The 23,958-nt window shown below is 67.1% G+C and carries 14 protein-coding genes; 5 read left to right on the forward strand and 9 right to left on the reverse strand.

The window, feature by feature from the left end:
• Window positions 1-251: 251 nt before the first annotated feature.
• On the forward strand, window positions 252-2,795 hold the full coding sequence (locus tag NYR97_RS15005; RefSeq protein WP_316694252.1) for an excinuclease ABC subunit UvrA: 2,544 nt from the start codon (window positions 252-254) through the stop codon (window positions 2,793-2,795).
• 492 nt (window positions 2,796-3,287) lie between these two features.
• Here the strand turns inward: NYR97_RS15005 and NYR97_RS15010 are convergent, their stop codons facing one another.
• The 6 genes from NYR97_RS15010 to NYR97_RS15035 form a co-directional block, all read right to left on the reverse strand.
• Window positions 3,288-5,573 (reverse strand): glycoside hydrolase family 3 N-terminal domain-containing protein, encoded by a 2,286-nt coding sequence (locus NYR97_RS15010; RefSeq protein WP_316694253.1) that lies wholly within the window; start codon window positions 5,571-5,573, stop codon window positions 3,288-3,290.
• Window positions 5,574-5,986: 413 nt separating this feature from the next.
• Entirely contained in the window at window positions 5,987-7,150 is a 1,164-nt protein-coding gene (locus tag NYR97_RS15015; RefSeq protein WP_316698255.1) for an SGNH/GDSL hydrolase family protein, read from the reverse strand.
• Window positions 7,151-7,185: 35 nt separating this feature from the next.
• A complete protein-coding gene (locus tag NYR97_RS15020; RefSeq protein WP_024938633.1) occupies window positions 7,186-7,938 on the reverse strand; it encodes an SDR family NAD(P)-dependent oxidoreductase in 753 nt (250 codons plus the stop codon).
• Between the two features lie 50 nt (window positions 7,939-7,988).
• Window positions 7,989-9,299 carry an MFS transporter gene (locus NYR97_RS15025; protein ID WP_316694258.1) on the reverse strand — a complete coding sequence of 437 codons (1,311 nt, stop codon included), beginning with the start codon at window positions 9,297-9,299 and terminating at the stop codon, window positions 7,989-7,991.
• Window positions 9,296-11,539 (reverse strand): oligoalginate lyase, encoded by a 2,244-nt coding sequence (locus NYR97_RS15030; RefSeq protein WP_316694260.1) that lies wholly within the window; start codon window positions 11,537-11,539, stop codon window positions 9,296-9,298. Before NYR97_RS15030 ends, NYR97_RS15025 begins: the two co-directional genes overlap by 4 nt.
• Window positions 11,536-13,728, reverse strand: coding sequence for a polysaccharide lyase 6 family protein (locus tag NYR97_RS15035; RefSeq protein WP_316694262.1), 2,193 nt, complete (start codon window positions 13,726-13,728; stop codon window positions 11,536-11,538). Before NYR97_RS15035 ends, NYR97_RS15030 begins: the two co-directional genes overlap by 4 nt.
• A gap of 310 nt (window positions 13,729-14,038) precedes the next feature.
• Here NYR97_RS15035 and NYR97_RS15040 point away from each other — a divergent pair, with 310 nt between their 5' ends.
• Both NYR97_RS15040 and NYR97_RS15045 read left to right on the forward strand, forming a co-directional pair.
• Window positions 14,039-16,876 (forward strand): TonB-dependent receptor, encoded by a 2,838-nt coding sequence (locus NYR97_RS15040; protein WP_316694264.1) that lies wholly within the window; start codon window positions 14,039-14,041, stop codon window positions 16,874-16,876.
• Window positions 16,877-16,959: 83 nt separating this feature from the next.
• Entirely contained in the window at window positions 16,960-17,703 is a 744-nt protein-coding gene (locus NYR97_RS15045; protein ID WP_316694266.1) for a FadR/GntR family transcriptional regulator, read from the forward strand.
• A gap of 263 nt (window positions 17,704-17,966) precedes the next feature.
• On the opposite strand, the gene NYR97_RS15050 is transcribed toward NYR97_RS15045, so the two are convergent.
• From NYR97_RS15050 to NYR97_RS15060, 3 genes are read right to left on the reverse strand one after another with little or no spacing between them, the layout of a single operon-like run.
• The gene (locus NYR97_RS15050; protein WP_316694268.1) at window positions 17,967-20,264 is read right to left on the reverse strand and encodes a xanthine dehydrogenase family protein molybdopterin-binding subunit; all 2,298 of its coding nucleotides are present in this window, start codon (window positions 20,262-20,264) and stop codon (window positions 17,967-17,969) included.
• Complete coding sequence (locus NYR97_RS15055; protein WP_316694270.1) at window positions 20,261-21,349, reverse strand: FAD binding domain-containing protein; 1,089 nt, start codon at window positions 21,347-21,349, stop codon at window positions 20,261-20,263. Before NYR97_RS15055 ends, NYR97_RS15050 begins: the two co-directional genes overlap by 4 nt.
• Entirely contained in the window at window positions 21,322-21,900 is a 579-nt protein-coding gene (locus NYR97_RS15060) for a (2Fe-2S)-binding protein (protein ID WP_316694272.1), read from the reverse strand. The genes NYR97_RS15055 and NYR97_RS15060 overlap by 28 nt, the downstream gene beginning before the upstream one ends.
• Window positions 21,901-22,191: 291 nt before the next feature.
• Between NYR97_RS15060 and NYR97_RS15065 the strand changes: the two genes are divergently transcribed.
• A complete protein-coding gene (locus NYR97_RS15065) occupies window positions 22,192-22,716 on the forward strand; it encodes an RNA polymerase sigma factor (protein WP_205392125.1) in 525 nt (174 codons plus the stop codon).
• Window positions 22,713-23,798, forward strand: a complete 1,086-nt coding sequence (locus NYR97_RS15070) for a FecR family protein (protein ID WP_425612997.1) — start codon at window positions 22,713-22,715, stop codon at window positions 23,796-23,798. Before NYR97_RS15065 ends, NYR97_RS15070 begins: the two co-directional genes overlap by 4 nt.
• The last annotated feature ends 160 nt before the right edge of the window (window positions 23,799-23,958 follow it).

A 23,958-nucleotide genomic window follows, 5' to 3' on the forward strand; every position in this document is an offset into this window, starting at 1 on the left:
ACAAATCTACCGACCAACTCTCTGGTGCGGTGTCCTCGCCGATTGCGGGACCGTGTGGCGGCATGGATGCCGCCACCGAGCCTACATGGACGTACTTGCGGCGTGTCCCGCGAGCGGCGAGGGCACCGCGCACTCGACCGACCAGGCTGTTGACCTACAGGACTCGACTGCACCTAAACGATGCGACGACGACATCGGCTGCATGCGTGCCGCGCTAGGCTAGTGCGTTGTCGAACGTCGGTCTGGTGGTCATGTCCAACGCAATCTCGTCGTCCTCTGGCCTGGTGCGTGTGCGCGGTGCGCGCGAGCACAACCTCAAGAACGTGGACGTGGACATCCCGCGCGATGCGCTGGTGGTGTTCACCGGGGTGTCCGGCTCGGGTAAGTCGTCGCTGGCGTTCGGCACCATTTTTGCCGAGGCGCAACGCCGCTATCTGGATTCGATTTCGCCGTATGCGCGGCGCCTGATCGACCAGGTCGGCGTACCGGAAGTGGATTCCATCGAAGGCCTGCCGCCGGCAGTGGCCTTGCAGCAGGCGCGCGGTGCACCGAGTGCGCGCTCGTCGGTGGGCAGCGTCACCACCATCTCCGATTCCTTGCGCATGCTGTATTCGCGTGCGGGTAACTACCCGCCGGGGCAGGAGATCATCTATGCGGACGGATTTTCGCCCAATACCCCCGCCGGTGCATGCCCCACCTGTCATGGCCTGGGGCGCATCTACGACGCCACCGAGGCGACCATGGTGCTGGATCGCACACTGAGCATCCGCGATCGCGCAGTGGCCGCCTGGCCCGGTGCCTGGCACGGGCAGAACCAGCGCGACATCCTCACCACGCTCGGCCACGACGTCGACGTGCCGTGGCACACGCTGCCGAAGAAAACCCGCGACTGGATTCTCTACACCGACGAACAACCGGTGGTGCCGGTGTATGCCGGCTACAGCCTGGACGAGGCCAAGCGCGCGCTGCGCCGCAAGGAAGAACCCAGTTACATGGGCACCTTCACCAGTGCGCGGCGCTATGTGTTGCACACCTTTGCCACCACCCAAAGCGCGCAGATGAAAAAGCGCGTGGCGCAGTATCTGATCAGCACGCAGTGCCCGCAGTGCGATGGCAAGCGGCTACGGCGCGAGGCGTTGTCGGTCACCTTCGCCGGGCTGGATATCGGCGAGTTGTCGCGGCGGCCATTGGATGAAGTGGCGCAGTTGCTGCGCCCGGCTGCCGAGGGCGATGCTGGCAAGCGCAAGCGCAATAACACACGCACGCAGGCCGACACGCATCCTGAGCAAGCGATCGCCGCGCAACGCATCGCTGCCGATCTACGCGCGCGGATCGCCGTGGTGCAGGCACTGGGCCTGGGCTATCTCAGCCTGGAGCGCAGCACGCCGACGCTGTCGCCGGGCGAGCTGCAGCGGCTGCGGCTCGCCACGCAGATCCGCTCGCAATTGTTCGGCGTGGTGTATGTGATGGACGAACCTTCGGCCGGCTTGCATCCGGCCGATGCGCAGGCATTGCTGGGCGCGCTGGATCAGCTCAAGGCCGCAGGCAATTCGGTGTTCGTGGTGGAACACGAGGTGGATGTGATCCGCCATGCGGACTGGATCGTGGATGTGGGCCCGGCTGCCGGCGTGCATGGCGGGCAGGTGCTCTACAGCGGCCCGCCTGCGGGATTGGAACAGGTGCACGCCTCATCCACGCGGCGCTATCTGTTCGGCACGCCGCCGCAGGTGCACAGCCGTGCACGCGCAGCCACCGGCTGGCTGCAGCTGCGCGGCATCACCCGCAACAATGTGCGCGCGTTGGATGTCGACGTGCCGCTGGGCGTGTTCACCACCGTCACCGGCGTGTCCGGCTCGGGCAAGTCGTCGTTGGTGAGCCAGGCGCTGGTGGAACTGCTGGCCGCCCATCTTGGGCAAACGCAGGCAGAGGAAGACGAAGCGCTGGATCCGCTGGAGCGTGGCACGCAGGTGCCGCTGGGTGGTGCGATCGTCGGTGGGCTCGATCAGGTGCGTCGGCTGGTGCGCGTGGACCAGAAGCCGATCGGCCGCACACCGCGTTCGAATCTCGCCACTTACACAGGTTTATTCGATCCGGTACGCAAGCTATTCGCCGCCACGCCGGCCGCGCGTCGCCGCCGTTACGACCCGGGGCAGTTTTCGTTCAATGTCGCCAAGGGCCGCTGCGCCACCTGCGAAGGCGAGGGCTCGGTGCACGTGGAATTGCTGTTCATGCCCAGCGTCTACGCACCGTGCCCCACCTGCCATGGCGCGCGCTACAACGCCAAGACCCTGGAGATCGAACTGCGTGGCCACAGCATCGCGCAGGTGTTGGAAATGACGGTGGACCAGGCCGCCACATTCTTTGCCGAAGACGCCAGCGTGCTGCGTCCGTTGCAGGTATTGCGCGAAGTAGGGCTGGGCTATCTGCGGCTCGGCCAGCCGGCCACCGAACTCTCCGGTGGCGAGGCGCAGCGCATCAAGCTGGCCACCGAACTGCAACGCGCGCAGCGGCGCGACACCGTCTATGTGCTGGACGAGCCGACCACCGGCCTGCATCCGGCCGACGTGGACACCTTGATGCGCCAGCTGCAAGGGCTGGTGGCGGCGGGCAATACGGTGATCGTGGTCGAACACGATATGCGCGTGGCCGCCAGCAGCGACTGGGTGCTGGACATGGGGCCGGGCGCCGGTGGTGCGGGCGGCAATGTCGTGGTGGCGGGTACACCTGATGTGGTTGCACGGCATCGTGAAAGTCGGACCGCGCCGTTCCTCGCGCAAGTGTTGCGCGGGGAATAAAAGGATCTAACAAGCCCTCGAACGCTGTAGCGATGGCGGCAACATGTCGGCCATACGCGCCTTCGTCGACCACTGGAGTGATCTCTGGAAATTGCTCGCATCGAAGGAACTGATCAGATCGCCCCTCATCGGACGGCCGCGCAACACGCACTGCTCGCAACCCTGCACACCGACCCTCTCGACTGGTCCTTGCCCTCCCACCGTCGTGGGACCTTACGCGGCATGGATGCCGCGTAAGAGCCTACACGGACGTACTTGCGGCGTGTCCCGCGATGGTGGGCGGGCAAGGGCCCCGCAGCCAAGCCGCAGATCATCCGCTCCAAACCGACGCATCCGCACCGTCCCATCACCCCTCAATACGACCGAGAGCGTGAGCCTCAACGCAGTGTGGATATTCCCAAGCGAGCTGCGAGAAGGCGCGATGCCCTCACCACGAGCGAGACACGCCGTACATCCATCCCTGAGCTGAGCCATTCCGATTGCGGCTAGCGCTCAGCCCATCAATTCAAAATGCGCAGACACGCCTGCCGCTTCCGCAGAAGGCGCCACCCACACATCGAACACGCCAAGCTCCACGGTTGGTTGCAAGGCCTGGCCAATGAACAACAGATCCTCACGGCGCAGCACGAACTCCACCGCCACGCTGCCGCCTGCCGGCACTGCAAGCTTGCGAAAATCCTTCAGCTCGCGCACCGGGCGGCTGATGCTGGCGCTGCGGTCGCGGATGTAGAGCTGCGCCACTTCTTCCGCATCGCGCGTGCCGCGGTTGTGGATGCGCGCGCTGATGCGCAGGCTGCCGGTCGCCGTCATCCGCGTATCGCTCAAGCGCAGCTCGCCGTATTCGATGCGGCCATAGGTCAACCCGTGGCCGAAGGGGAACAGTGCGGTGTTGGGCACCGTTCGGTAGTGCGTTTTATACGGCTCCAGCACATCCGGCTGCGGATTGGGGCGGCCGCTGGAGGTGTGTGCGTAGAAGTAGGGCACCTGGCCTGCCGCGTGCGGAAAGCTCACCGGCAAGCGGCCCGATGGCGCACGCGTGCCAAACAGGATGTCGGCCACTGCAGCGCTCGCCTCCGAACCCAGGAACCAGCTGACCAGGATCGACGCGCATGCGAGCACCGGCCCTTCCAGCGCGAGTGCACGGCCGGTGCTCAGCAGCACCACGACCGGCGTGCCGGTGGCGATCACGGCCGCCAGCAATTGCTGCTGTACCTCGGGAATGCTGATCTCGGTGCGCGACTGCGCCTCGCCCGAATAGCTCAGCGGCTCACCGATTGCCAGCAGCGCCACATCGGCATCGCCAGCGGCTGCCACTGCCGCCTGCACGCCGCCCGGCAGCGCCTGATCGAAGCCGCAACCGTCCTCCACGCGCAGTGCATTGGGGTCTTCGAGCGCGCCCGACAGTGCAGTGGCCAGCGTGTTGTGGGTGTCCTCTTCATCGAACAGGCTCCACGGCCCGGCGTGATTGAGCCAATCGCGTGCCATTGGCCCGATCAACGCAATGCGCTGGCCGCTGCGTCGCAATGGCAACAGCTCGCCGTCGTTCTTCAGCAACACCACCGATTTGCATGCGGCTTCGCGCGCCAATGCCAGGGTCTCGGCGCGGCGCTGACGCGACTGCGCGAGCCTGGGCCGGATACGTCGAAACGGATCGTCGAACAGCCCCAGCGCCGCCTTGAACGTCAGCACGCGGCGCACCGAGGCATCCAGCCGTGCCATCGGCACCTCGCCTGCGGCAACCAGGGCAGGCAGGTAACGCAGATACAGGCCGCTTTCCATGCTGATGTCCACCCCGGCCATGAAGGCCAGCCTGGCCGCCTCGCGGTCGTCGGCTGCAACGCCATGCGCAACCAGTTCCTGGTCGGCGCTGAAGTCGGACACGACCAAACCCGGGTAGTCCCACTGCTGCCGCAGCACGCCATCCAGCAACCACGCGTTGGCCGTTGCCGGAATGCCCGACAGTTCGTTGAATGCCGCCATGGTCGTGACCGCACCGGCAGCGAAGGCGGCCTGAAACGGCGGGAAATAGACCTCGCGCAGCGTCCGCTCGGAGACATCCACACGGTTGTAATCCAGCCCTCCTTCGGCCGCGCCATAAGCGGCGAAATGCTTGGGACAGGCTGCCATCGCATCGGGATTGGCCAATCCCGCATCGCCCTGGAAGCCGCGCACCCGTGCCTGTGCGAACAGCCGCGCCAGCAGCACGTCTTCGCCAGCGCCCTCGACACCGCGGCCCCAGCGCGCATCGCGGGCGATGTCCACCATCGGCGCGAAGGTCCAGTCGAGACCGACCGCACTGGCCTCCATCGCCGCTGCGCGCGCCGTGCGCCGTGCCAGGTCTGGTTCGAAGCTGGCCGCTTCGGCCAACGGCACCGGGAAGACGGTGGTGTAGCCATGGATCACATCGGCGGCGAACAGCAACGGAATGCGCAGCCGGCTTTGCAGCGCTGCCTTCTGCAGTTGCTGGTGCCAGCGGACGTTGGAGCCATTGAAGACCCCGGTCAGCCGCCCGGCCCGGGCCGCAGCCAGCTGATCGTCCCCATCGGCAGAGCGTGCGAGCGGATTGGCGACGACCGCTTTGCCATCCTGCTGCGCCGAGCTGAACAGGCTGAGCTGGCCGGCTTTTTCTTCAACGCTCATGCGCGCGATCAGTGCGTCGATGAAAGCAGGCGTGCGCACCGCCCCTGACGGCAGCGCCCAGCCGCTGGGAATGCGCGCGAGCAGGCCTAGCGCGGCGGCGCCACCCAGCAGCTGGCGCCGCGTCGTGCGTGGAGACATGTGAGGATTCTTGGGTGGCAGTGTGTGTGCACGCTACAGGATGGGCGACGCAGGTCACTAGACTGCTTTCGCTTTCCGCGCGGTTACAACGCAGAGGCCTGCAGATCGATCACGAACCGGTCATGCACCTCGTTGCGCGTGCGAACGTGATGCCCGGATGGCCAAGCCTACCGATGCCGACCACGCTCACGATGTGACCGGGGCCGATGCCGTAGATGCAGCGGCGCGAAGGTGGTGATGCCGGTTGATCGCAACATCATTGCGGCGTACCGCGCGGCGCTCGAACTGCCACCGCGCCATGGCGCCTTCGTTGACGGCTCGCCAACTGGCGCGCCACGCTTTGCGCGGTACCTCTCCGCATCACCGTGGCAGCCAGCCTGGTGCATGCGCGCCACCGCGTGGCGACCGGCGGCTCAGCGCGCCTTGCAGAACAACGACAGGTCCACCGACTCTGCCATGCGCTGGTAACCGGCATCGTTGGGATGCAGGAAGTCGCGGGTCAGGGCGGCAGGTAGCCACTCCGGCCTGGCCGGGTCGCGCAACGCGGCGTCGAAATCGATCACCGCATCGAATGCCTGCCCGTCGCGGATGAAACCGTTGAGCGTCTGGCGCGTGGCTGCCGCCACCGGTTCGTAGCGATCGGAGTTGCCGAACGGGGTCAGCGTGGCGCCGATCACGGCGATGCCGTGTTGCTGCAGCCGGGTCACGATCTGGCGATATCCCAGCACCATGTCGGCGGCAGTGCGGCCGGCAATCGCATCCGGCGGACCGCTGTGGCGGATGTCGTTGATGCCTTCGAACAGGATCACCTGGTCCACGCCGGGCAGTGCCAGCACGTCGCGGTCCAGCCGCGCCAGGGCGCTGGGGCTGCGGCCGTCGTCGAGCAGCTTGTTGCCGCTGATGCCGGCGTTGAGCACCACCACGCTGCCGGGGCAACGCTGCTCCAGCCGCCTGGCCAGCAGGGCCGGCCAGTCGCCATTGGCGCCGCGCGTGGCGGTGGCGCCTTCGGTGATCGAATCGCCCAGCGCCACCACCACGGTCTGGCGGGGATGCGGCGGTTGCACGTAGAGGGCGGAGATGACGTTCTGGCGATACGCCAGCGCCTTGCTGTCCGGCACCTCGGCCTGGCCCTTGACCACCCGCAACGCGGTGCGGCGTACCGCCGGGCGCGCCGGCGTGGGGAAATACAGGCTGACCGCCACCTCGCCTAGTGCCGGTGCGCGCAACGGCACCGGGTCGCTGAGCAGCACGCCACCGGGCGGCACGGTGACGCTGGCGCGTCCGTCGAAGCGCAGCGGGTATGCGTCCCCGGTGCTACCGAGCAGGCGCGCCGTGCCCGCACCGATCGTCAGCGGGGTGGTGCCCAGCTCGTTGCTGATGCGCACGCGCAGGGCCACTGCCGCACTGCCCAGGCGCATGTCCTGGCGCACCGTTTCATTGGCAAATTGCAGCGGCGTGTCGGCGCCGCCGTCGAGCCGGTCCGGCGTCGCCGAGGCGATCCAGGCCGGCACCCAGCGGGGGGCCGGGTGCGCAGTGGCCGGGCCTGCCAGCACCACACTCAGTGTCGCAGTCATCATCCATCGCCAGACCATGCGCAAGCCTCCTTTGTCGATCAGGAAAAGAACACGCCGCCGTTGACGTCCAGGTTGGCGCCGTTGATGAAGCTGGCCGCATCCGAGGCCAGGTACAACGCCGCATCGGCGGCTTCCTCCGGGCGGCCTTCGCGCCGCAGCGGGGTGGCGTTGGCGACGAAGGCCCGCACTTCCGGCTTGGTGAAGTCGTCGTGGAAGCGGGTGGAGATCATGCCGCAGCACAGTGCGTTGACGCGGATGCCGCGCGGGCCCAGTTCCTTGGCCATCGCGCGCGAGAAGGTCATCACCGCCGCCTTGGCGGTGGCATAGATGGCCGCGCCCGGCCCGCCGCCATCGCGCCCGGCAAGCGAGGCGAAATTGACGATCGCGCCGCCTTCGCGCATATGCGGCGCCACCGCCTGGGTGGTCAGGTAGACCGATTTGAGGTTGAGGTCCATCACCTGATGGAAGAAGGCCTCGTCGATATCGGCCAGCGGCTTGCGCGCCAGCATGCCGCCGGCCACGTTGATCAGCACATCGATGTGCTGGCCGAAGGCGGTACGCGTGGCGGTCAGCAGGCCGGCCACGGCGGTGGCGTCGGTGACGTCGGCGCGGTGCAGGATGCCCTGGCCGCCGGCGGCCTGCAGCTGTGCCAGCGTGTCGCGCGCGCTGGCGTCGTCGTTGGCGTAGTTGATGCAGACCTTGGCGCCGGCCGCAGCCAGCTTGAGCGAGATGGCGCGGCCGATATCGCGGCCGCCGCCGGTGACGATGGCGACCTTGTCGTGGAAATGCATGCGGGTATGTCCTGTTGGTGTGGGGAAAGCGGAGTAGGCAGCGGGCACGCTCAGGTGCCCGTTGCGTCGAGTCGGTGGATGCGGCCGGTGACCAGCCACAGCGCGGCCAGCGAGGCCGGCACCAGTGCGGCGACCAGGATGAACATCGGTGCGTACGAGGTTGCGGTCATCACCGGAACCAGCCAGGTGGTGATCAAGGTGCCGGCCACCGCGGCCATGCCGCCGATCCCGGCCAGTGAGCCGACCGATTTACCCGCGAACAGATCGCCGGGCAGGGTCTGGATATTGCCGATGGCGATCTGGAAGCCGAACAGCACGGCGGCAATCGTCAGCACCGCCACGCGCGGGTCGGCTGCCTGCACGGCGCCCAGCAGCGCCGGCGCCATGATGGCCCCGCCCAGGGTGATGGTCCATTTGCGCGCGCGGTCCACGCTCCAGCCGGCCGCGATCAGGCGCCCGGACAGCCAGCCGCCGCACAGGCTGCCCAGCATCGCGCCGACGAACGGCACCCAGGCGAACGCGCCGATCTGCTTGATGTCGAAGTGGAAGGTCTCGGCCAGGTAGATCGGCAGCCACGACACGAACAGCCACCAGATCGGGTCCAGGAAGAACCGCGCCAGCACGATGCCCCAGCTTTGCCGGTGCGACATCAGCTGGCGCAGCTTGGGCAGGTAGGCCGGCGGCGGCGCGCTGCCGGCCTCGGGTGCATCCAGGATCAACGCCCGCTCGGCCGCGTTGACCCAGGGATGCCGGTCCGGCCCGGCGCGGTAGATCACCAGCCACGGCAGCAGCCAGAGCATGCCGAGCACGCCGATCAGCACGAACGTGCCCTTCCAGCCGAACGACAGGAACAGCAGCGCGATCAGCGGCGCCGAGACGATCGCGCCGATGGAGGCGCCGGCATTGAAGATGCCCTGCGCCAGCGCACGCTCGCGGGCGGGAAACCATTCCGCATTGGCCTTGACCGCGCCCGGCCAGGCGCCGGCTTCGCTGATGCCCAGCAGTGCGCGCACCACCGAGAACGCCATGATGGAGTGGGTGACGGCATGCAGCGCGATGGAGAGTGACCACACCGCGATGGACAGGGCAAAGCCGAGCCGGGTGCCGATGATGTCGAACAGCCGCCCGAACACGAACTGCCCGGCGGCATAGAACAGCATGAAGATGGTGACCAGCAGCGCGTAGTCTTCCTTGGTGGCGCCGATGTCGCGCGAGATCGCCGGCCACATCACCGCCAGCGCGTTGCGGTCGATGTAGTTGATCACCGTGGCCACCGCGATCAGCGCCACGATCAGCCAGCGCACCGCCGAGCGCTTGCCAGCGGGGCGCGTGCGGGTGGTGGAGGTGGAGTCGGTGCTCATTTTTCACCTGCAGCGCGATCGAAGCGCGCATAGCCGCCGCGCCAGCGGTAGTGCTGGCCGGCGGCCTGCACCTGGTGGGCGCGTTGTGCATCGGCGTCGTCGGCCACCGCCAGCGCGATGCGCTGGCCGCCGACCAGGGTGAGCACGATCACCTCGGCATCGTCGCCGCGCACGCGCTCGATGGCGCGGATGCGGCTGTTGGCGCCACGCACGTATTCGGCGGTGCCGTTGTATTCGCCATGCGGCTCCAGCACGCCGAAGAAGCTGACATTGGCCTGCCCATCGACACGCTGGATCAGCGCCGGTTCGCGGCGCAGGTTGAAGTCCGGGTCGTTGGCGCCGCTTTCCACCAGCAACGCACGTGCAGGAGCGCTGCTGCCGAAGCGGTAGCTGTAGAAGCGGCCGGCGAGCAGCCAGCTCAGGCTGCGCGTGTCGGTGCTGGCGTCGCTGGAGGCGTCCACCCACAGGTGCTGATAGCCGTTAGCCTTGCCCAGCACCGGGCGTTGCGTCAGTGCGCGCTCTGCGGTGAAGCCGACCTGCATGATCTGCCCGTTGAAATGCAGCGGCAGGTCGTAACGTGCCGGAGCGCTGGCGTTGACGCGCAGCAGGTCGACCACCACCGGCAGGGGCAGCTGCGGGTGCGACAGCAGCGCCTGGGTGCGGGTGAAGGTGACTCCGTCGTAGGCCTGCTGCATGCGCGCCGAGGCGATCCGGGTGTCGGCAGTGCTGGCGAACAGCAGCTGCGTCGGCGCGTGTTGCTCGCCCACCTTCCAGTCGCCATTGAAGTGGCTGGTCTCGTTCACCACCAGCGTGTTGTGCGCAACGGTCTGCTTGGCCCAGCTGGTGTTTTCCGGCAGATAGATGCCGCCGGCCTTGGCTTCCACGTTCAGGAAACGCGCCGCGCCGTAGTCGGTGACCACGCGCTGGCCGTTGTCGTAGAACAGCCAGTTCAACTTGTCGAAATGCCCGTGGCCCATGCCTTGCGAGGTGTTCTTCATCACCAGCGTCTGGCCGTCTTCGCCGCCGCTGCGCAGGATCGCCAGCGCGCCCTGGTCGCCCTGTGCGCCATCGCGCAGCAACACGCTGCCGAAGGCGAACGGTTGGGCGCGGCCTTGCGCGAGCGCGCTGGCCACGGCCAGGCCTTCGGGGGTGAGCAGCACGCGGCGCTGGCGTTGCGCGATGGACAGCAGCTGCGCATCGTGGGTCTGCGCGTAGGCGATGCCGATGCCGGCCACCAGTTCTTCGGTGTCCAGGCCCTTGTCGAGGATGGCGTCGTTGATCGGGAAGAAATAACCGCCGTAGCTGCTCTGCACCAGGCTGTTTACGGCCTTGAGCAGCACGCCGTCGCGGCGCTGGAAGATGCGCTGCTGCGGCTGGTTGCGCGCGATGGCGTTGGCGAACAGCACGAACGGCGCCAGGGCATAGCGCTGGTAGTACGGGCCTTCGGCGTAGTAGCCGTCCGGCGAGAACAGCTGGTCCACCTGCGCCAGGAAGCCGGCCTTGCCATCGCGCCTGCTGCCGCGCAGTGCCTTGTCCACCAGCGCCTGGTCGCGCAGCACGTAGCCGGTCATGCCGACGGCGGCCACCGCCCAGGTGGCGTGGTTGTGGATCTTGTCGAAGTTGTCGGCGCTTTCGTCGCACAAAAAGTGCGCCATGCGCGCGAACACGTCGCGGTCGATGGTGGCGCGGTCCTGCGCGCTGAGCGTGTCGCGGATCGCGTCGTAGCCCTGGCTTGCGTAGACCAGCCACACCGAGTCGTTCAAGGACTGCCAGAACAGCCGCCCCGGCACCTGGCCGCGCCCGGCTGGGTGTGCGCCCAGCCCGGGATACAGGCGTGCGTAGGCCAGCAGCACGTCGCGCGCATAGTCGGCATAGGCGCGGTCGCCGGTGAGCCGGTACAGCGCGCCGGCGGCCTGGATGGCCTGGTAGTTGCGCTTGTGCTGCTCATGGCTGGCGCCGCCGCCGGGATCGCTGGGCACCGGCACGTCCACCCCGGCGCGCATCGCTGCGCGCACGCTGGCTTGTGCGCGTGCTTGTTCGCGGGCGAACACCGGCAGCCTGGCACCAGCGCTGGCCATCTCGCGCCATTGCTGGGCGGTGACCAGCACCGGTGCGGCGTCGGTGGCGCGCGGTTGCGGCTGCGCTGCTTGTTCGGCCGCGGGTGACGGGGCGGCGCTGCAGGGCAGTGCGCTGCCGGCGCCAACCAGGACCAGCAGCAACAGGCGGGTGGAACGGGTCATAGCAGGGGCTCCGCTGCGTCGGCGTTTAAGGCCGGGGTGCCGACGAACTGATTGCCGCTGGCGATGAGGTGGGGTGTGCCGGTGGTGTGCTGCGCCAGGATCGCGGCGCTGTCGAAGAAGCGGTTATTGCGCAGCGCAATGCGCTGCACGCCGTGCAGGCGCAGCGACGCATCCGCAGCCCGGCCGACCTGCGTGAAGTGCGAGTCGCTCACCTGCAGCACCGGGCCGAAGGTGCTTTCGTCGCGGCCGCCGCGATACAGGTCCAGCACCGGCCCGGCGACGCGGTGGAACTGCGACTGCTGCACGGTCACCTGTTCGACGTTGTAGGTGCCGCGGTCGTCGGTCTCGGCGTGCGCGGACAGCACGCTGCCGGAGACGTCCTCGACCAGCAGCCGGTCCAGCAGGATATGGTCGGCCAGGCTGCCCTTGCCGAGTGCGATCACATCGAAGCCGGGTTGCGCATCCAGATGATGCAGGTGCGTGTCGCGCAAGGTGAGCTGGTACTGCGCCACCGCTGTGCCGGGTGCGGTGCGGATCACCGCATTGCCCGGCTGCGCGGGCGCGGCGCGGCCATCGATCTCTAGCCGGGCCAGGCTGAGCGAGCCGCCGGGCGCGATCTGGAACAGCGCCGGCTGCGAAAAGCGGATCCGTGCGTGGCCGCGTGGCGGGCCTTCCAAGGTCAGTGGGCGGTCCACGTCGAGAATGTCATCGATCTGGTAGCGCCCTGCATCCAGCTGCAGGCGATCGCCGGGGCCGGCGTGCGCCACGGCGTCGGTCAGGCTGGCCGGGCCCGGCCGCACGCGCGTGCGGCGGCCGCTGTCGGTCACCGCCTGCGGCGCCTGCTTGGGATACCAGCTCACGCCCACCTGGTCGCGTGCGATGTAGCTCAGCGCCGGGTCGGCGCCGACGCCGGTGGCGTTGTCGGCGACCAGCAAGCCGGTGCTGGCGCGGGTCATAGTCACCTGGCGGCTGTTGACGCCGCCGGGCAGGCGGGTGGAGGCCAGCGGGCTTTGCAGGTTGCTGGCAAACGCAATGCCGGAGAGATCGCCCAGCACGCGCACCGGGTCGGTGGCGGCGACGATCAGGTTGCCGGCAAAGCGGCTGTCGATCGGTGCGGCGGTGCGCTCGGCATCCATGCCGGCACCGAAGAACAACTGGTTGACGCTGACGAAGGTGTTGCGTTCGATGCGCGCCTGGTCCACCTGCACGTAGCGGTTGGCGGGCGAATTAGGCACGCCGTACATGATGCTCAACGCCGACGAATAGCCGTCGCCGGCCAGGTTTTCCAGGTAGTTGTGGCGCACGGTCTGCTTGCGGTTGATCACGCGGATGCCGCCGGTGTTGGCCTTGCCGTCGCCGAAGAACACGTTGCGCTCGACCAGGTTGCCATCGCCATGCCGCAGCACCAGCGCGCCGCGCGATTGCTTGAACACATTGCCGCGGTAGGTGTTGCCGCCGGACTTGTTGGAGACCACCTCCACCTCGCCGTCGCAGCCTTCGAACCAGTTGTTGTCCACCACCGAGTTGGAGGCGCTGTCGGCATCGCTGCTGGTGCCGATGCGTAGCGTCTCGCCGCCATTGGCGCCCAGGTTGGGGCGCGGCCCGAACCAGTTGTGGTCGATGCGATGGCGATTGTCCAGGCCTTGTGTGGCGTCGCGCACCACCACCAGGGTGGGGCCGGCATTGGTCTTGCCGACCAGCTGGTTGTGGTCGAAGCGGTTGTCGCTGTCGTACAGCGCCACCCAGTTGTCCGAGTCGCTGCGGGTGGGCTTGCTGAAGCCGTCCACCACCACCCCGGTGATGCGGCTGTGGCGCGCGCGCTCCTTGCTAGAGATGCGGTACGACAGCACCGCATCGCCCGGGCTGTGGCCGTCGCGGAACACCAGGTCCGACACCACCAGGTAGGTGCCGGCTATATGCAGGTCGGAGGTGCCGCTGATGATCACCTTGCCGGGCGTCTGCGCGGTGAGGGTGATCGGCTGCTCGGCGGTGCCTTGCCCGCGCAGCACGATGGCGAAATCCCGCCACTGCCCATCGGCCAGCACGATGCGATCGCCGGCACGCAGCGCGGCCGCTGCCACGGCGTACTCGCTCTGGTCGTGCACCAGGTACGAGGTGGCCTGGGCCGAGCCGATCCAGGCAGGCGCACACAGCAGCAACAGGCAGGCAAGGGAAACGGGGGATCGCATCGGGATGCTCCTGGACGCTGGCGCGTCGGTGATGGCCGAGGGTAACAGTGCAGGCTGGATCGTCAACCAAAATAGTAGTCCAGTTGGTCGCTATTGAAGCTCGAGAAACGCCGGATGTCATGCTGCGTACGCACAAAATTTTTTGCAAAATTGGCCTAATCAGGTGGCTCGTCCGGCAAATCGAGGAAATGATTGACTTGGCGTTGATCCGCGTGGAGCCTCCACCAAGCTCGGTTTCGAGCGTCCTTTGGGAGGAGGAATTGTGCGGTATATAAAACTAGTCCAATCATATAGACCAATTAGTCGTAACGTGTTGGCTCAGGCGCTGCTGGGTGCCCTCGCACTGGCAAGCGTACAGGCGGCCTTGGCCCAGCAGACCGATGCTGCCCAGCCCCCACCGCAGCAGGCGCCCACCACGCTGGACCAGGTCAAGGTCACCGGCATCCGCAGCTCGATCCAGTCATCCATCGACAGCAAGCGCGAGCAAACGGTGGTGGCCGACGTGCTGTCGGCCGAGGACATCGGCGATCTGCCGGCGCTATCGATCGGCGAGGCGATCGAGACCATCACCGGAGCGGCCACGCACCGCGAAAAGGGCGGCGCGTCGGAGATTTCCATCCGTGGCCTGGGGCCGTTCCTGGGCTCGGCCACCTTCAACGGGCGCGAGGCCAGCAACGGCAGCGGCGACCGCTCGGTGAACTTCAACCAGTTCCCTTCCGAACTCATCAACACCGTGGCGATCTACAAGACCCAGCGCGCCGACTTCGTCGAAGGCGGCATCGCCGGCACGGTCAACATGCAGACCGTGCGGCCGCTGGAATTCGGCAAGCGCCGCGTGCAACTGGACGGGCGGGCGACCTATGCCGACGGCGACAGCAAGCTGCGCGACGCCGATGGCGTGGGCTGGCGCGGCACCGTCAGCTACCTGGACCAGTTCGACCTGCGCGGGGCCGGCAAGCTGGGGGTCTCGCTCGGCCTGCAGCGGCTGGAAGGCACCAACCCGGAAGAGGTGATGAGCAGCAGCTCCACCTGGACGGCCTGCAACGCCAACGAGGTGGTGGGCGCCAGCCGCAACTGCACCGCCGTGACCCCGGCGCAGGTGCAGGCGGGCACGCCGTACTACCTGGCGCCCGGCAGCCGCGTGTACCGCCAGATCAGCGAGCACGATCAACGCGACGCGGCCTTCGCCGCGCTGCAATGGCGGCCGTTCGACGGCCTGGACGTGGCCCTGGATTACCAGGACTCGCAGCGCACCGTCACCGAAGACCGCGCCGAGCTCAATTTCTCCGAGACCTTGCGCAACCTCAACAACCGCCAGGTGGGCGACAACGGCGCCTTGCTCGGCCACACCGGCAGCAGCACGGTGGAATCCTCCACCGACTACAAGGTGCGCGACGAGCAGTACCGCGGTGGCGGGCTGCGCGTGGAATGGCGCCCGAACGCGGCCTGGATGCTGTCCACCGACCTGTCGTATTCGCGCACCGAGCGCAGCGAGATCGACCGCCTGATGCGGCTGCGCTCCAATGCCACCGACATCAGCGGCAACCGCGTGCCCGGGATCAACGGGCAACGCGTGGACTACACCTATACCTATGCCGGCGATGTGCCGGGGATCGTGGTCGATCCTGCGTTCGACCTGGACAACCCGGACAATTTCAGCGCGGCCGCGCGTGCGCGCCGCGACGAGCTGCGCCGCGAGCACACCATCCGGGCCTGGCGCTTCGATGGCGCCTTCACCCCGGAAAGCGGGCTGCTCACCTCCATCAAGGGCGGCGTGCGCCTGTCCGAGGCGACCTACCGCGACCTGGACGACCGCGTCGAACGCAACGTCACCGATGCGGCCACGATCCGCGCCGCCAACCTGGCCTGCCGGCAACCGTTTCCGCAGGAGGATTTCCTCTCCAGCGCCAGCGGCAACACCATCCGGCAGTGGGCCACCTTCGACAGCCGCTGTCTGTTCAGCGCCATCACCGGCGTGGACGACACCGGCCGCACTGCCGACCCGCGCGGCACCGCCGACTCCGACGTGGAAGAAAAGACCCGCGCGCTGTACGTGATGGGCGAATTCGCCAGCACGCTGTTCGGGCGGCCGCTGGACGGCAACCTGGGCGTGCGCTGGGTGCGTACCGACGTAAGCTCGGTGGGATTGCGCGGCGAGCTGGACGTCATCGACAACCCCGACGGCACCATCCAGCTGGTGGAAACCGGGCGCTTCGCCGCGCAGACGGTGCGCGCGTCCAACCGCGTGTTCCTGCCCAGCTTCAACGCCAACCTCGGCCTCACCGAGCAGACCCAGCTGCGCTTCGGGCTGTACCGGGCCATGGCCCGCCCGGATCTGGTGGCGCTGTCTGCCGGGCGCACCTTCATCCTGGAACCGGGAACCGAATTCACGACCGTCGGCGAGGCGATCGGCAGCATCACCGCCACCGGCAACCCGCGCACGCGGCCGCTGCTGTCGTCCAATGCGGACGTGTCGCTGGAGTGGTACCCCAATGCCGATTCCCTGCTCAGCGCCGCGGTGTACTACAAGCAGTTCACTGGTGGCGCGGTGCCCACGGTGGTGGACGAGCGCTTCGTCATCGACGGCACGTCGGTGGTGGTGCCGGTGGTGCAGGACGTCACCACCCGGCAAAAGAGCGATCTCACCGGGCTGGAGCTGACCGGCACCCACCGCTTCTCCTACCTGCCGGCGCCGTTCGACGGCCTGGGCGTCAAGCTGAGCTACAACTACGCCGATTCCAACTACAAGACCCAGGATCTGCGCCTGGGCGACCAGATCGATCCGGCCACCGGCCTGGTGAGCGGCGGCATCGTCGCGCCGGCCAATATCTTCGGCCTGTCGCGGCACGTGTTCTCCGGCCAGCTGTATTACGCCATCGGTGCGGTCGACCTGCAGGCCATCTACAAGTACCGCTCGGAGTATTTCCAGAAGTTCGTCGGTGCCCCGGCGCAGAACCGCTATGTGCGCGACAGCGGCACCCTGGACCTGCGTGCCAGCTACCGTTTCAATGCGCAGCTGTCGGTATCGCTGGAGGCGTCCAACCTGACCAATGAGCCACGGATCTCCGACATGCCGGTGCCCGGCAGCTTCCGTGAGTACAACACCTACGGGCGACGCTATTATTTGGGGGTGCGCTACCGGTTCTAGCGTCGCCACCGGCGCGGTTTCCGCCGCGCCACCTGTCCGGCACCCGCGTGCCGGGCCGATCACCTTGAGGGTTTGAGTCGCCGATGTCCGAAAACCGCCTGTACCACTCCGTTGCCGCCAAGATCCGCGCGCTGATCGACACGGGCGAATTCCCGGTCGGCTCGCGCCTGCCGGGCGAACGCGAGTTGGCCGAGCGCTTCGGCGTCAGCCGCGTGACCGTGCGCGAGGCCGAGATCGCGCTGGAGGCGCAGGGCCGCATCGTGATCAAGATCGGCTCGGGCGTGTACGTCAAGCCACGCCTGGCCTCGGACGAGGGTGCCTTGCCGGATGTCAGCGCGTTCGAGCTGACCGCCGCGCGCGCGGTGATCGAGGCGGAGGCGGCCGCATTGGCCGCCAGCCACATCACCGATGCGGAGCTGGACGAATTGGGCGGCATGATCCAGGCGTTGTCGGCACCGGGGCTCAGCGATGCGGCCGCCGCCGACTACGACCGCGCATTCCACCTGGCGATCGCGCGTATCAGCGGCAACCCGGTGGTGGCGCACTGCGTGCAGCTGATCTGGCGCATGCGCAACGAATTGCCACGCGTGCGCGAGGTGTATGCGCGGGTCTGCCACGACGACGGCGCCACCCGTGTGGACGAACACACCGCCATCCTGCAGGCCCTGCAGCAACGCGACCCGGTGGCGGCGCGCACGGCCATGCGCAACCACTTCCAGCGCCTGTTCGAATCCATGCTGGAAGCGACCGAAAGCGATGCCCTGGCGGAGATCCGCCGGCGCACCCAGCAGGACCGTGCGCACTTCATGGCGGCAACGCGCACCTGAGTGCATGTCATGGTTTGTTGGACGCGCTGTGTCGACCGCCAGCGGCACCGGTTTCGTGCCGCTGCCGCTTGATCCTTCGAAAGACACGTAATCCAATCAGCTGGACGCGCCGTCTGCCCTGGTTCGGCAACACCGACGCGCGGCTGATCTGAGTGTTGCGCCTGCGGTCGCCGCGGACGCTGCAGCGACAAGGCACTGCAAGCGCGTCCACCCTCAGGCAGAGGGCTCCATCTGATGCGGCGCGTATGCCTGCAGTGCAGGCCTCAGTCCGCCATCACCTTGTCCGGCGTCATCGGGGTGCTGCGGATGCGCTTGCCGGTGGCATGGAAGATCGCATTGCAGATCGCCGCCGAGACGCCGACCAGGCCGATCTCGCCCACGCCCTTGGCACCGAGGCTGCTGACGATGCGGTCGTCCTCGTCGGCGAAGATCACATCGATGTCGTGGATGTCGGCATTGGCCGAGACGTGATACATCGCAAAATCGTGATTCATGAAACGGCCGAAGCGGTGGTCGGACTGGGTGTGTTCGTGCAGTGCCTGGCCGATGCCCCACACCACGCCGCCAACGATCTGGCTGCGCGCGGTGATCGGGTTGAGGATGCGCCCGGCCGCAATGGCGCTGACCACGCGGGTGACCCGCACCGTGCCGAGCTCCTCGTCCACCCGTACTTCCACGAACACCGCGCCATGGGTGGCACGGGTGTACTTGCGTTGCTTGAGCACATTGGGCAGCAGCAGGAACTTGTCTTCGATCTGTTCCAGCTGGGAAGCACGCAACAGCTCGGTCAGGGCCATGGTGGTGCCGGCGTCGGTGCGCAACGCCAGCGTGCCATCGGCAAACACCACCTCGTCCAGCTTGGCCTTGGTGAAGCGCGAATTCGGTAATGCCTGGGCAAGCCGCAGCAGCCGCGCGCGCAATTTGCCGCATACGCCATCCACCGCCGAGCCCACCGTGGTCACGTGCGAGGAGCCGCCTTCGATCGGTGCGACCGGCAGCGTCGAATCGCCCAGCTGGAAGGTGACCTGTTCCAGCGGCAGGCCCAGTGCTTCGGCCGCGATCATCGCCATCACCGTATAGGTGCCGGTGCCGATATCGCTGGCCGCGCTGCTCACCACCAGCCGACCATCGGCGTGCAGCACGGCATGCGCGCGCGCAAACATCTGCATTGCATCCCATTGCCCGGTGGCCATGCCCCAGCCGACCCACTCGTTGCCTTCCTTGCGTGCGCGCGGCTGCAACGGACGCTGCGCCCAACCGAAGCGCTCGGCGCCTTGCTGGTAGCACGCGCGCAATGCCTTGGTGGAGTAGGGCTTGTCGTCGGCCGGGTTGACCTCGGCATAGTTCTTCAGGCGCAGCGCCAGCGGATCCATGCCCAGTTCATAGGACAGCTCGTCCATCGCCACTTCCAGCGCATGCACGCCGTGTGCGGCACCGGGTGCGCGCATGTCCATCGGGCTGAACTGGTCCAGGCTCACCAAGTTGTAGCCCAGGTGCACGTTGTCGCAGGCGTACAACTGCCCGCTCCAGTTGACCACCACCTCGACGTAGTCCTCGATGCGCGAGGTCTCGGCGATGGCCTCGTGCCAGATCGCGCGCAGGCGGCCATCGCGGTCGGCACCGAGCTTGAGCCGCTGCAATGTCTCCGGGCGATGGCCGAAGGTGAACATCTGTTGCCGCGTCAGCACCACGCGCACCGAACGGTCCAGCAGGATCGAGGCCATCACCGCAAGCGGCAACTGATACTGCGGGCGCAGCCCCGAACCGAAGGCACCGCCCACGTAGGGATTGCGCACGGTGACCTTGCGCTTGCTCAAACCGAACACATGCGAGACGTACCAACGGCTGTTCTGCGAGCCCTGGGTCTTGTCGTAGATGGTGAAGTGGCCATCGTCCTCGCGGATCACGGTGGAGGCAAACAACTCCATCGGATTGTGGTGCTCCACGCCGCTGTAATAGTCGGCCTGGACCTGGACGGCGGCATCGGCGAACGCGGTCTCCGGCTCGCCCTTGTCCTTGGGTGGCGGCGAGAAACCGGCCTTCATGGCCTTGGGTTTGTGCGCACGGTCCAGATTGGTCATCAGGTTGGTTTCGTGCGGGTCCTGCAGCAGCTCCACTTCCACCAGATGCGCGGCGTGGCGTGCCGCTTCGAAGGTGTCTGCAACCACCAACGCGATCGGCTGGCCGCTGTACAGGATCTTGTTGTCGTACAAGGGGCGGAACGGCGAGCCGGCAGGTGCGGTCATGTCCTTGTAGAACAGGTCCATGCCGCGCATGTGCGGGCGGTTTTCATGGGTGACGATTTCCAGCACGCCGGGCACTGCACGCGCGGCGGCGAGATGGAAGGCGACGATCTCGCCCTTGGCGATGCTGCTGTTGACCACCACGCCATAGGCCAGATCCGGCACCGGCCATTCGGCGGCATAGCGCGCCTGGCCGGTGACCTTGGCGCGCCCGTCGATGCGGGTGACGCCGGTGCCGGTGGGGCGATAGCCGGTGCCGCTGTCGGCAACCGGTGGGGTCAGGTCGCTGTTGGATAGATCGGTGCTGCGTGCGTTCATGGCGATTCCTCCAGCGCGCTGGTTCGCCCGCGGTTGTCGATGGTGCCCTCGCGGGCGACGTCCAGGGCACGCACGATCGCGCGGCGGGCCAGCGGCAGTTTGAAGGCGTTTTCGCCCTGCGATTGCGCCCCTTGCAGCAACGCATCGGCCAGGCTGCCGAAACTCTCTGCCGTGGCCGGCTTGCCCACCAGTTGCGCCTCGGCCTCAGGATTGCGCCAGGGCTTGTGCGCCACGCCGCCCAGTGCAACGCGCACCTCGCGGATGCTGCCGTCTTCTGCCAACTCCAGCGCTGCGGCCACCGAGACCAGCGCGAAGGCATACGACAGGCGCTCGCGAATTTTCAGATAGGCACTATGCGCGGCGAAGCGCTGCGCATCGGGCAGATCGATATGCACGATCAGCTCGTCCGGCGCCAGGGTGCTGTCCAGCTCCGGATGATCGCCCGGCAAACGATGGAACTGCGCAAAGGGAATATCGCGTTCGCCATTGGGGCCTTGCACATGCACGACTGCATCCAGCGCCGCCAATGCCGTGCACATATCCGAGGGATGCGTGGCGATGCAGTGCGCACTGGCGCCCAGGATGGCGTGATACTTGGTCAGCCCGCCGATGGCCGAGCATCCCGTGCCTGGCTCGCGCTTGTTGCACGGCGTGGCATGGTCGTAGAAGTACACGCAGCGCGTGCGTTGCAACAGGTTGCCGCCATTGCTTGCCATGTTGCGGATCTGCGGCGAGGCACCGGCCAGAATCGCGGCGCTCAGCAAGGGGTAGCGTGTTTCCACGTCCGGGTGATAAGCGGTGTCGGCATTGCGCGCAAGCGCGCCCAAGCGCAGTCCGCCATCGGGCTGCGTGCTGATGCTGTCCAGCGGCAGCCGGTTGATATCGACCAGGCGGCTGGGCCGCATCACTTGCAGCTTCATCAGATCGGTGAGATTGGTGCCGCCGGCGATCAGACGCACGGGGGCTTCGGCAGGCACCGGCTGTGGGTCGTTGCCGCGCACTGCAAGCGCAGTGAGCGCCGCATCGACGTTGTCCGGGCGCGTGTAGGTAAGCGGAATCATGCCGGCACCGTTCCTGGCGTCCACGGTGTGGTGGCGCTCTCGCTGCTGTCGCTGGGTTTGCCCAGCACTTCCATCACCGCATCGGTGATCTGCGGATAGGCACCGCAGCGGCACAGATTGCCGCTCATCAGTTCGCGCACCTGATCGCGGTCGTGCGCCTTGCCTTCGTTGATCAGGCCGACAGCAGAACACAATTGCCCAGGCGTGCAATAGCCGCACTGGAAGGCATCGTTTTCGATAAATGCGCGCTGCAGCGGATGCAGTCGTTCGCCATCGGCCAGGCCCTCGACCGTGGTGATGTCGGCCCCGTCCTGCATGACCGCAAGCGTCAGGCAGCTATTGATGCGGCGACCATCCACCAGCACGGTGCACGCGCCGCACTGGCCGTGGTCGCAGCCTTTTTTGGTGCCGGTGAGATCGAGCCGGTCGCGCAATAGATCGAGCAGGCTGACCCAGGCTTCGAGTTGCAATTGGTAAGGCTGACCATTGATGCGCAGGTTGACCGGGTAGGTCGGCGCAGCGGGAGTGGCGGTGGCCGGCGCCAGATGAGTGGCAGTGGCGGGCGTGGCATTCATGCGGACCCCGTGGCGATGGCTGAGAGGAGGAGGCTTACCTTGATGCCTGCCTGGTCAAGGTGTGGTGTAGGTGGGTGATGCATCTTTCACACGTGCGCGATGTCGAAACATGCTCGGGCGTGCAGCGGGACGCGCTTGCTGCGCATGACGTCGCTTGTGTGGATGACACGCGTGTTGGAGCGGCGCGGCACGACGCTGCATGCGCGGGCGCACGCCATGCAGCCGCGCGTCATCGTGGTGTCACCTGCATTGGCCAGGCTAGCCGGCCCAGCGCAAGGGGAGCGCCCACGCATGAAAGCCAACGCCGCCCGCGCGTGGACGCAGGTGTTCACCCAACATGGATCGGTGTTGCGTGGCTTCTTCGTGCGCCGTGGTGCCAAAGAAGATGCCGAGGATCTGGTGCAGGAGACCTATCTGCGACTGTTGCGTGCGCATCAGGATCAGGGTGAGGCGATCGCCAATCCCGAGGCCTATCTGTATACGGTGGCGCTGAACTTGGCGCGCGAGCAGGCCGTGCGACGTAAACAGGCGCCGCTGCGCATCGAAGAGATGGAGCAGTTTTCGCAGGTGTTGGCCGCAGGCGACGATGTGGAAGACGCCGCGCACCGGCAGCAGCGGCAGCAACGCTTGCAGGCCTTGCTGGCGACATTGCCGGAGCGCACCTGTGCGGTCCTGGTGATGCAGTACCGCGATGGGCTGAGCTACAAGCAGATCGCCGAGCGCATGGGGGTGTCTGCGCATATGGTCAAGAAGCATGTGGTACGTGGGTTGTCGGCGTGCAGACGGGCAGTGGCCGACAGCGGAGAAAGCTGGTGAGCAAGTCTGCAGTGCCAAACCGCAGCGCTGTCGCTGAGGCCGCGCAATGGCATGCGCTGCAACGCATGCAGGCGCTGGATGCGGCGCAACAGGCCGGCTTTCTGCAATGGCTGACGGCATCGCCGCTGCATGTGCGCGAATACATGGCCGTGCTGCGTGTGGCTGGCGAACTGGGCGATGCGTTGCGCGGCATGGAGTTGGACGTGGATGCTCTGCTCGACGCCGACCGGCGCAAGAGCACTGATGCAGTGGCGCGGAACGTGATCGCGCTACCGTTGCCGCCACGATTGACGTCGCAACATGCGGCCCAGCCGCGCCGCTCCGAAGCTCAACGCAGTGCGCGCGTGCGCCGCTGGAGCATGGGACTTGCCGCAGCACTCTGCGGGGTGGCAGTGCTGACTGGCTGGGCCTGGCCGCGCACGCAAACCTACGCCACCGTGCACGGCGAGCAGCGCAGCGTGCAGTTGGCCGATCGCAGCGTGGTGCATCTGAATGCGCAGAGCAGCGTGCGCGCGACCATGACGCCGTGGAGCCGTCGCCTGCACCTGTTGCGCGGTCAGGCCAGCTTCGTGGTCGCACCGGACCGGCGCCCGTTGCAGGTGCACGCAGGCCATCTGCGGGTGGAGGATATCGGCACCACCTTCGACATTGCCTTGTATCAGCGTCAGGCACGCATCGAGGTGGCCGAGGGCCGTGTACACGTGTGGCACGAACCGCGCGCAGGGCAACCGATGCTCGCCAATCTGGGGGCAGGGCAGAGCGCGCGTATCGACGCTGCGACTGGCCGGGTCGAACTCGCCAGCGAAGAGGTGGCCACGATGCATGCCTGGCGGCAGCGGCGCATCGTGTTCCGCGACGCACCGCTAGCCACGGTGGCCGAGGACTTCAATCGGCTCAATCGCACACGCTTGTTGATCGACGACGCTGCCGCCGGTGCGTTGCGGCTCACCGGCAATCTGCGCGGCGACGATATCGCCTCGCTGCGCGCCTTCCTTGATGGCCAGCCGAACCTGCGCGTGGTCAGTGCGCCGGGAATTCTGCGTGTGCGCAGCCGGCCTGCGCAGGACACGCTTACGCGATAGCCGCTAAGTGACGTATCGATGCGTGCATCGCCTGCGCGCGCCCAGCGCTCGCACCTCCCGCACGTGTCACAGAAAATTCATCAAAAACCGGTGCCCGATCGTCGCTGTCGATCCTCGTAGTCCGGGTACAACGCAGCATCCCGCCTCGCGTGAGGTGCTG

The sequence above is a fragment of the Xanthomonas hydrangeae genome (genome assembly GCF_032697525.1).
In the GTDB taxonomy this organism is placed as follows: domain Bacteria; phylum Pseudomonadota; class Gammaproteobacteria; order Xanthomonadales; family Xanthomonadaceae; genus Xanthomonas; species Xanthomonas hydrangeae.

What these genes read in the sequence shown, in the direction of transcription:
- NYR97_RS15065 (WP_205392125.1), top strand. Translation starts at nt 22,192, where the DNA reads ATGAAAGCCAACGCCGCCCGCGCGTGGACGCAGGTGTTCACCCAACAT.
- NYR97_RS15050 (WP_316694268.1), bottom strand. Translation starts at nt 20,264, where the DNA reads ATGAACGCACGCAGCACCGATCTATCCAACAGCGACCTGACCCCACCG.
- NYR97_RS15020 (WP_024938633.1), bottom strand. Translation starts at nt 7,938, where the DNA reads ATGCATTTCCACGACAAGGTCGCCATCGTCACCGGCGGCGGCCGCGAT.
- NYR97_RS15045 (WP_316694266.1), top strand. Translation starts at nt 16,960, where the DNA reads ATGTCCGAAAACCGCCTGTACCACTCCGTTGCCGCCAAGATCCGCGCG.
- NYR97_RS15030 (WP_316694260.1), bottom strand. Translation starts at nt 11,539, where the DNA reads ATGACCCGTTCCACCCGCCTGTTGCTGCTGGTCCTGGTTGGCGCCGGC.
- NYR97_RS15015 (WP_316698255.1), bottom strand. Translation starts at nt 7,150, where the DNA reads ATGATGACTGCGACACTGAGTGTGGTGCTGGCAGGCCCGGCCACTGCG.
- NYR97_RS15060 (WP_316694272.1), bottom strand. Translation starts at nt 21,900, where the DNA reads ATGAATGCCACGCCCGCCACTGCCACTCATCTGGCGCCGGCCACCGCC.
- NYR97_RS15010 (WP_316694253.1), bottom strand. Translation starts at nt 5,573, where the DNA reads ATGTCTCCACGCACGACGCGGCGCCAGCTGCTGGGTGGCGCCGCCGCG.
- NYR97_RS15025 (WP_316694258.1), bottom strand. Translation starts at nt 9,299, where the DNA reads ATGAGCACCGACTCCACCTCCACCACCCGCACGCGCCCCGCTGGCAAG.
- NYR97_RS15005 (WP_316694252.1), top strand. Translation starts at nt 252, where the DNA reads ATGTCCAACGCAATCTCGTCGTCCTCTGGCCTGGTGCGTGTGCGCGGT.
- NYR97_RS15035 (WP_316694262.1), bottom strand. Translation starts at nt 13,728, where the DNA reads ATGCGATCCCCCGTTTCCCTTGCCTGCCTGTTGCTGCTGTGTGCGCCT.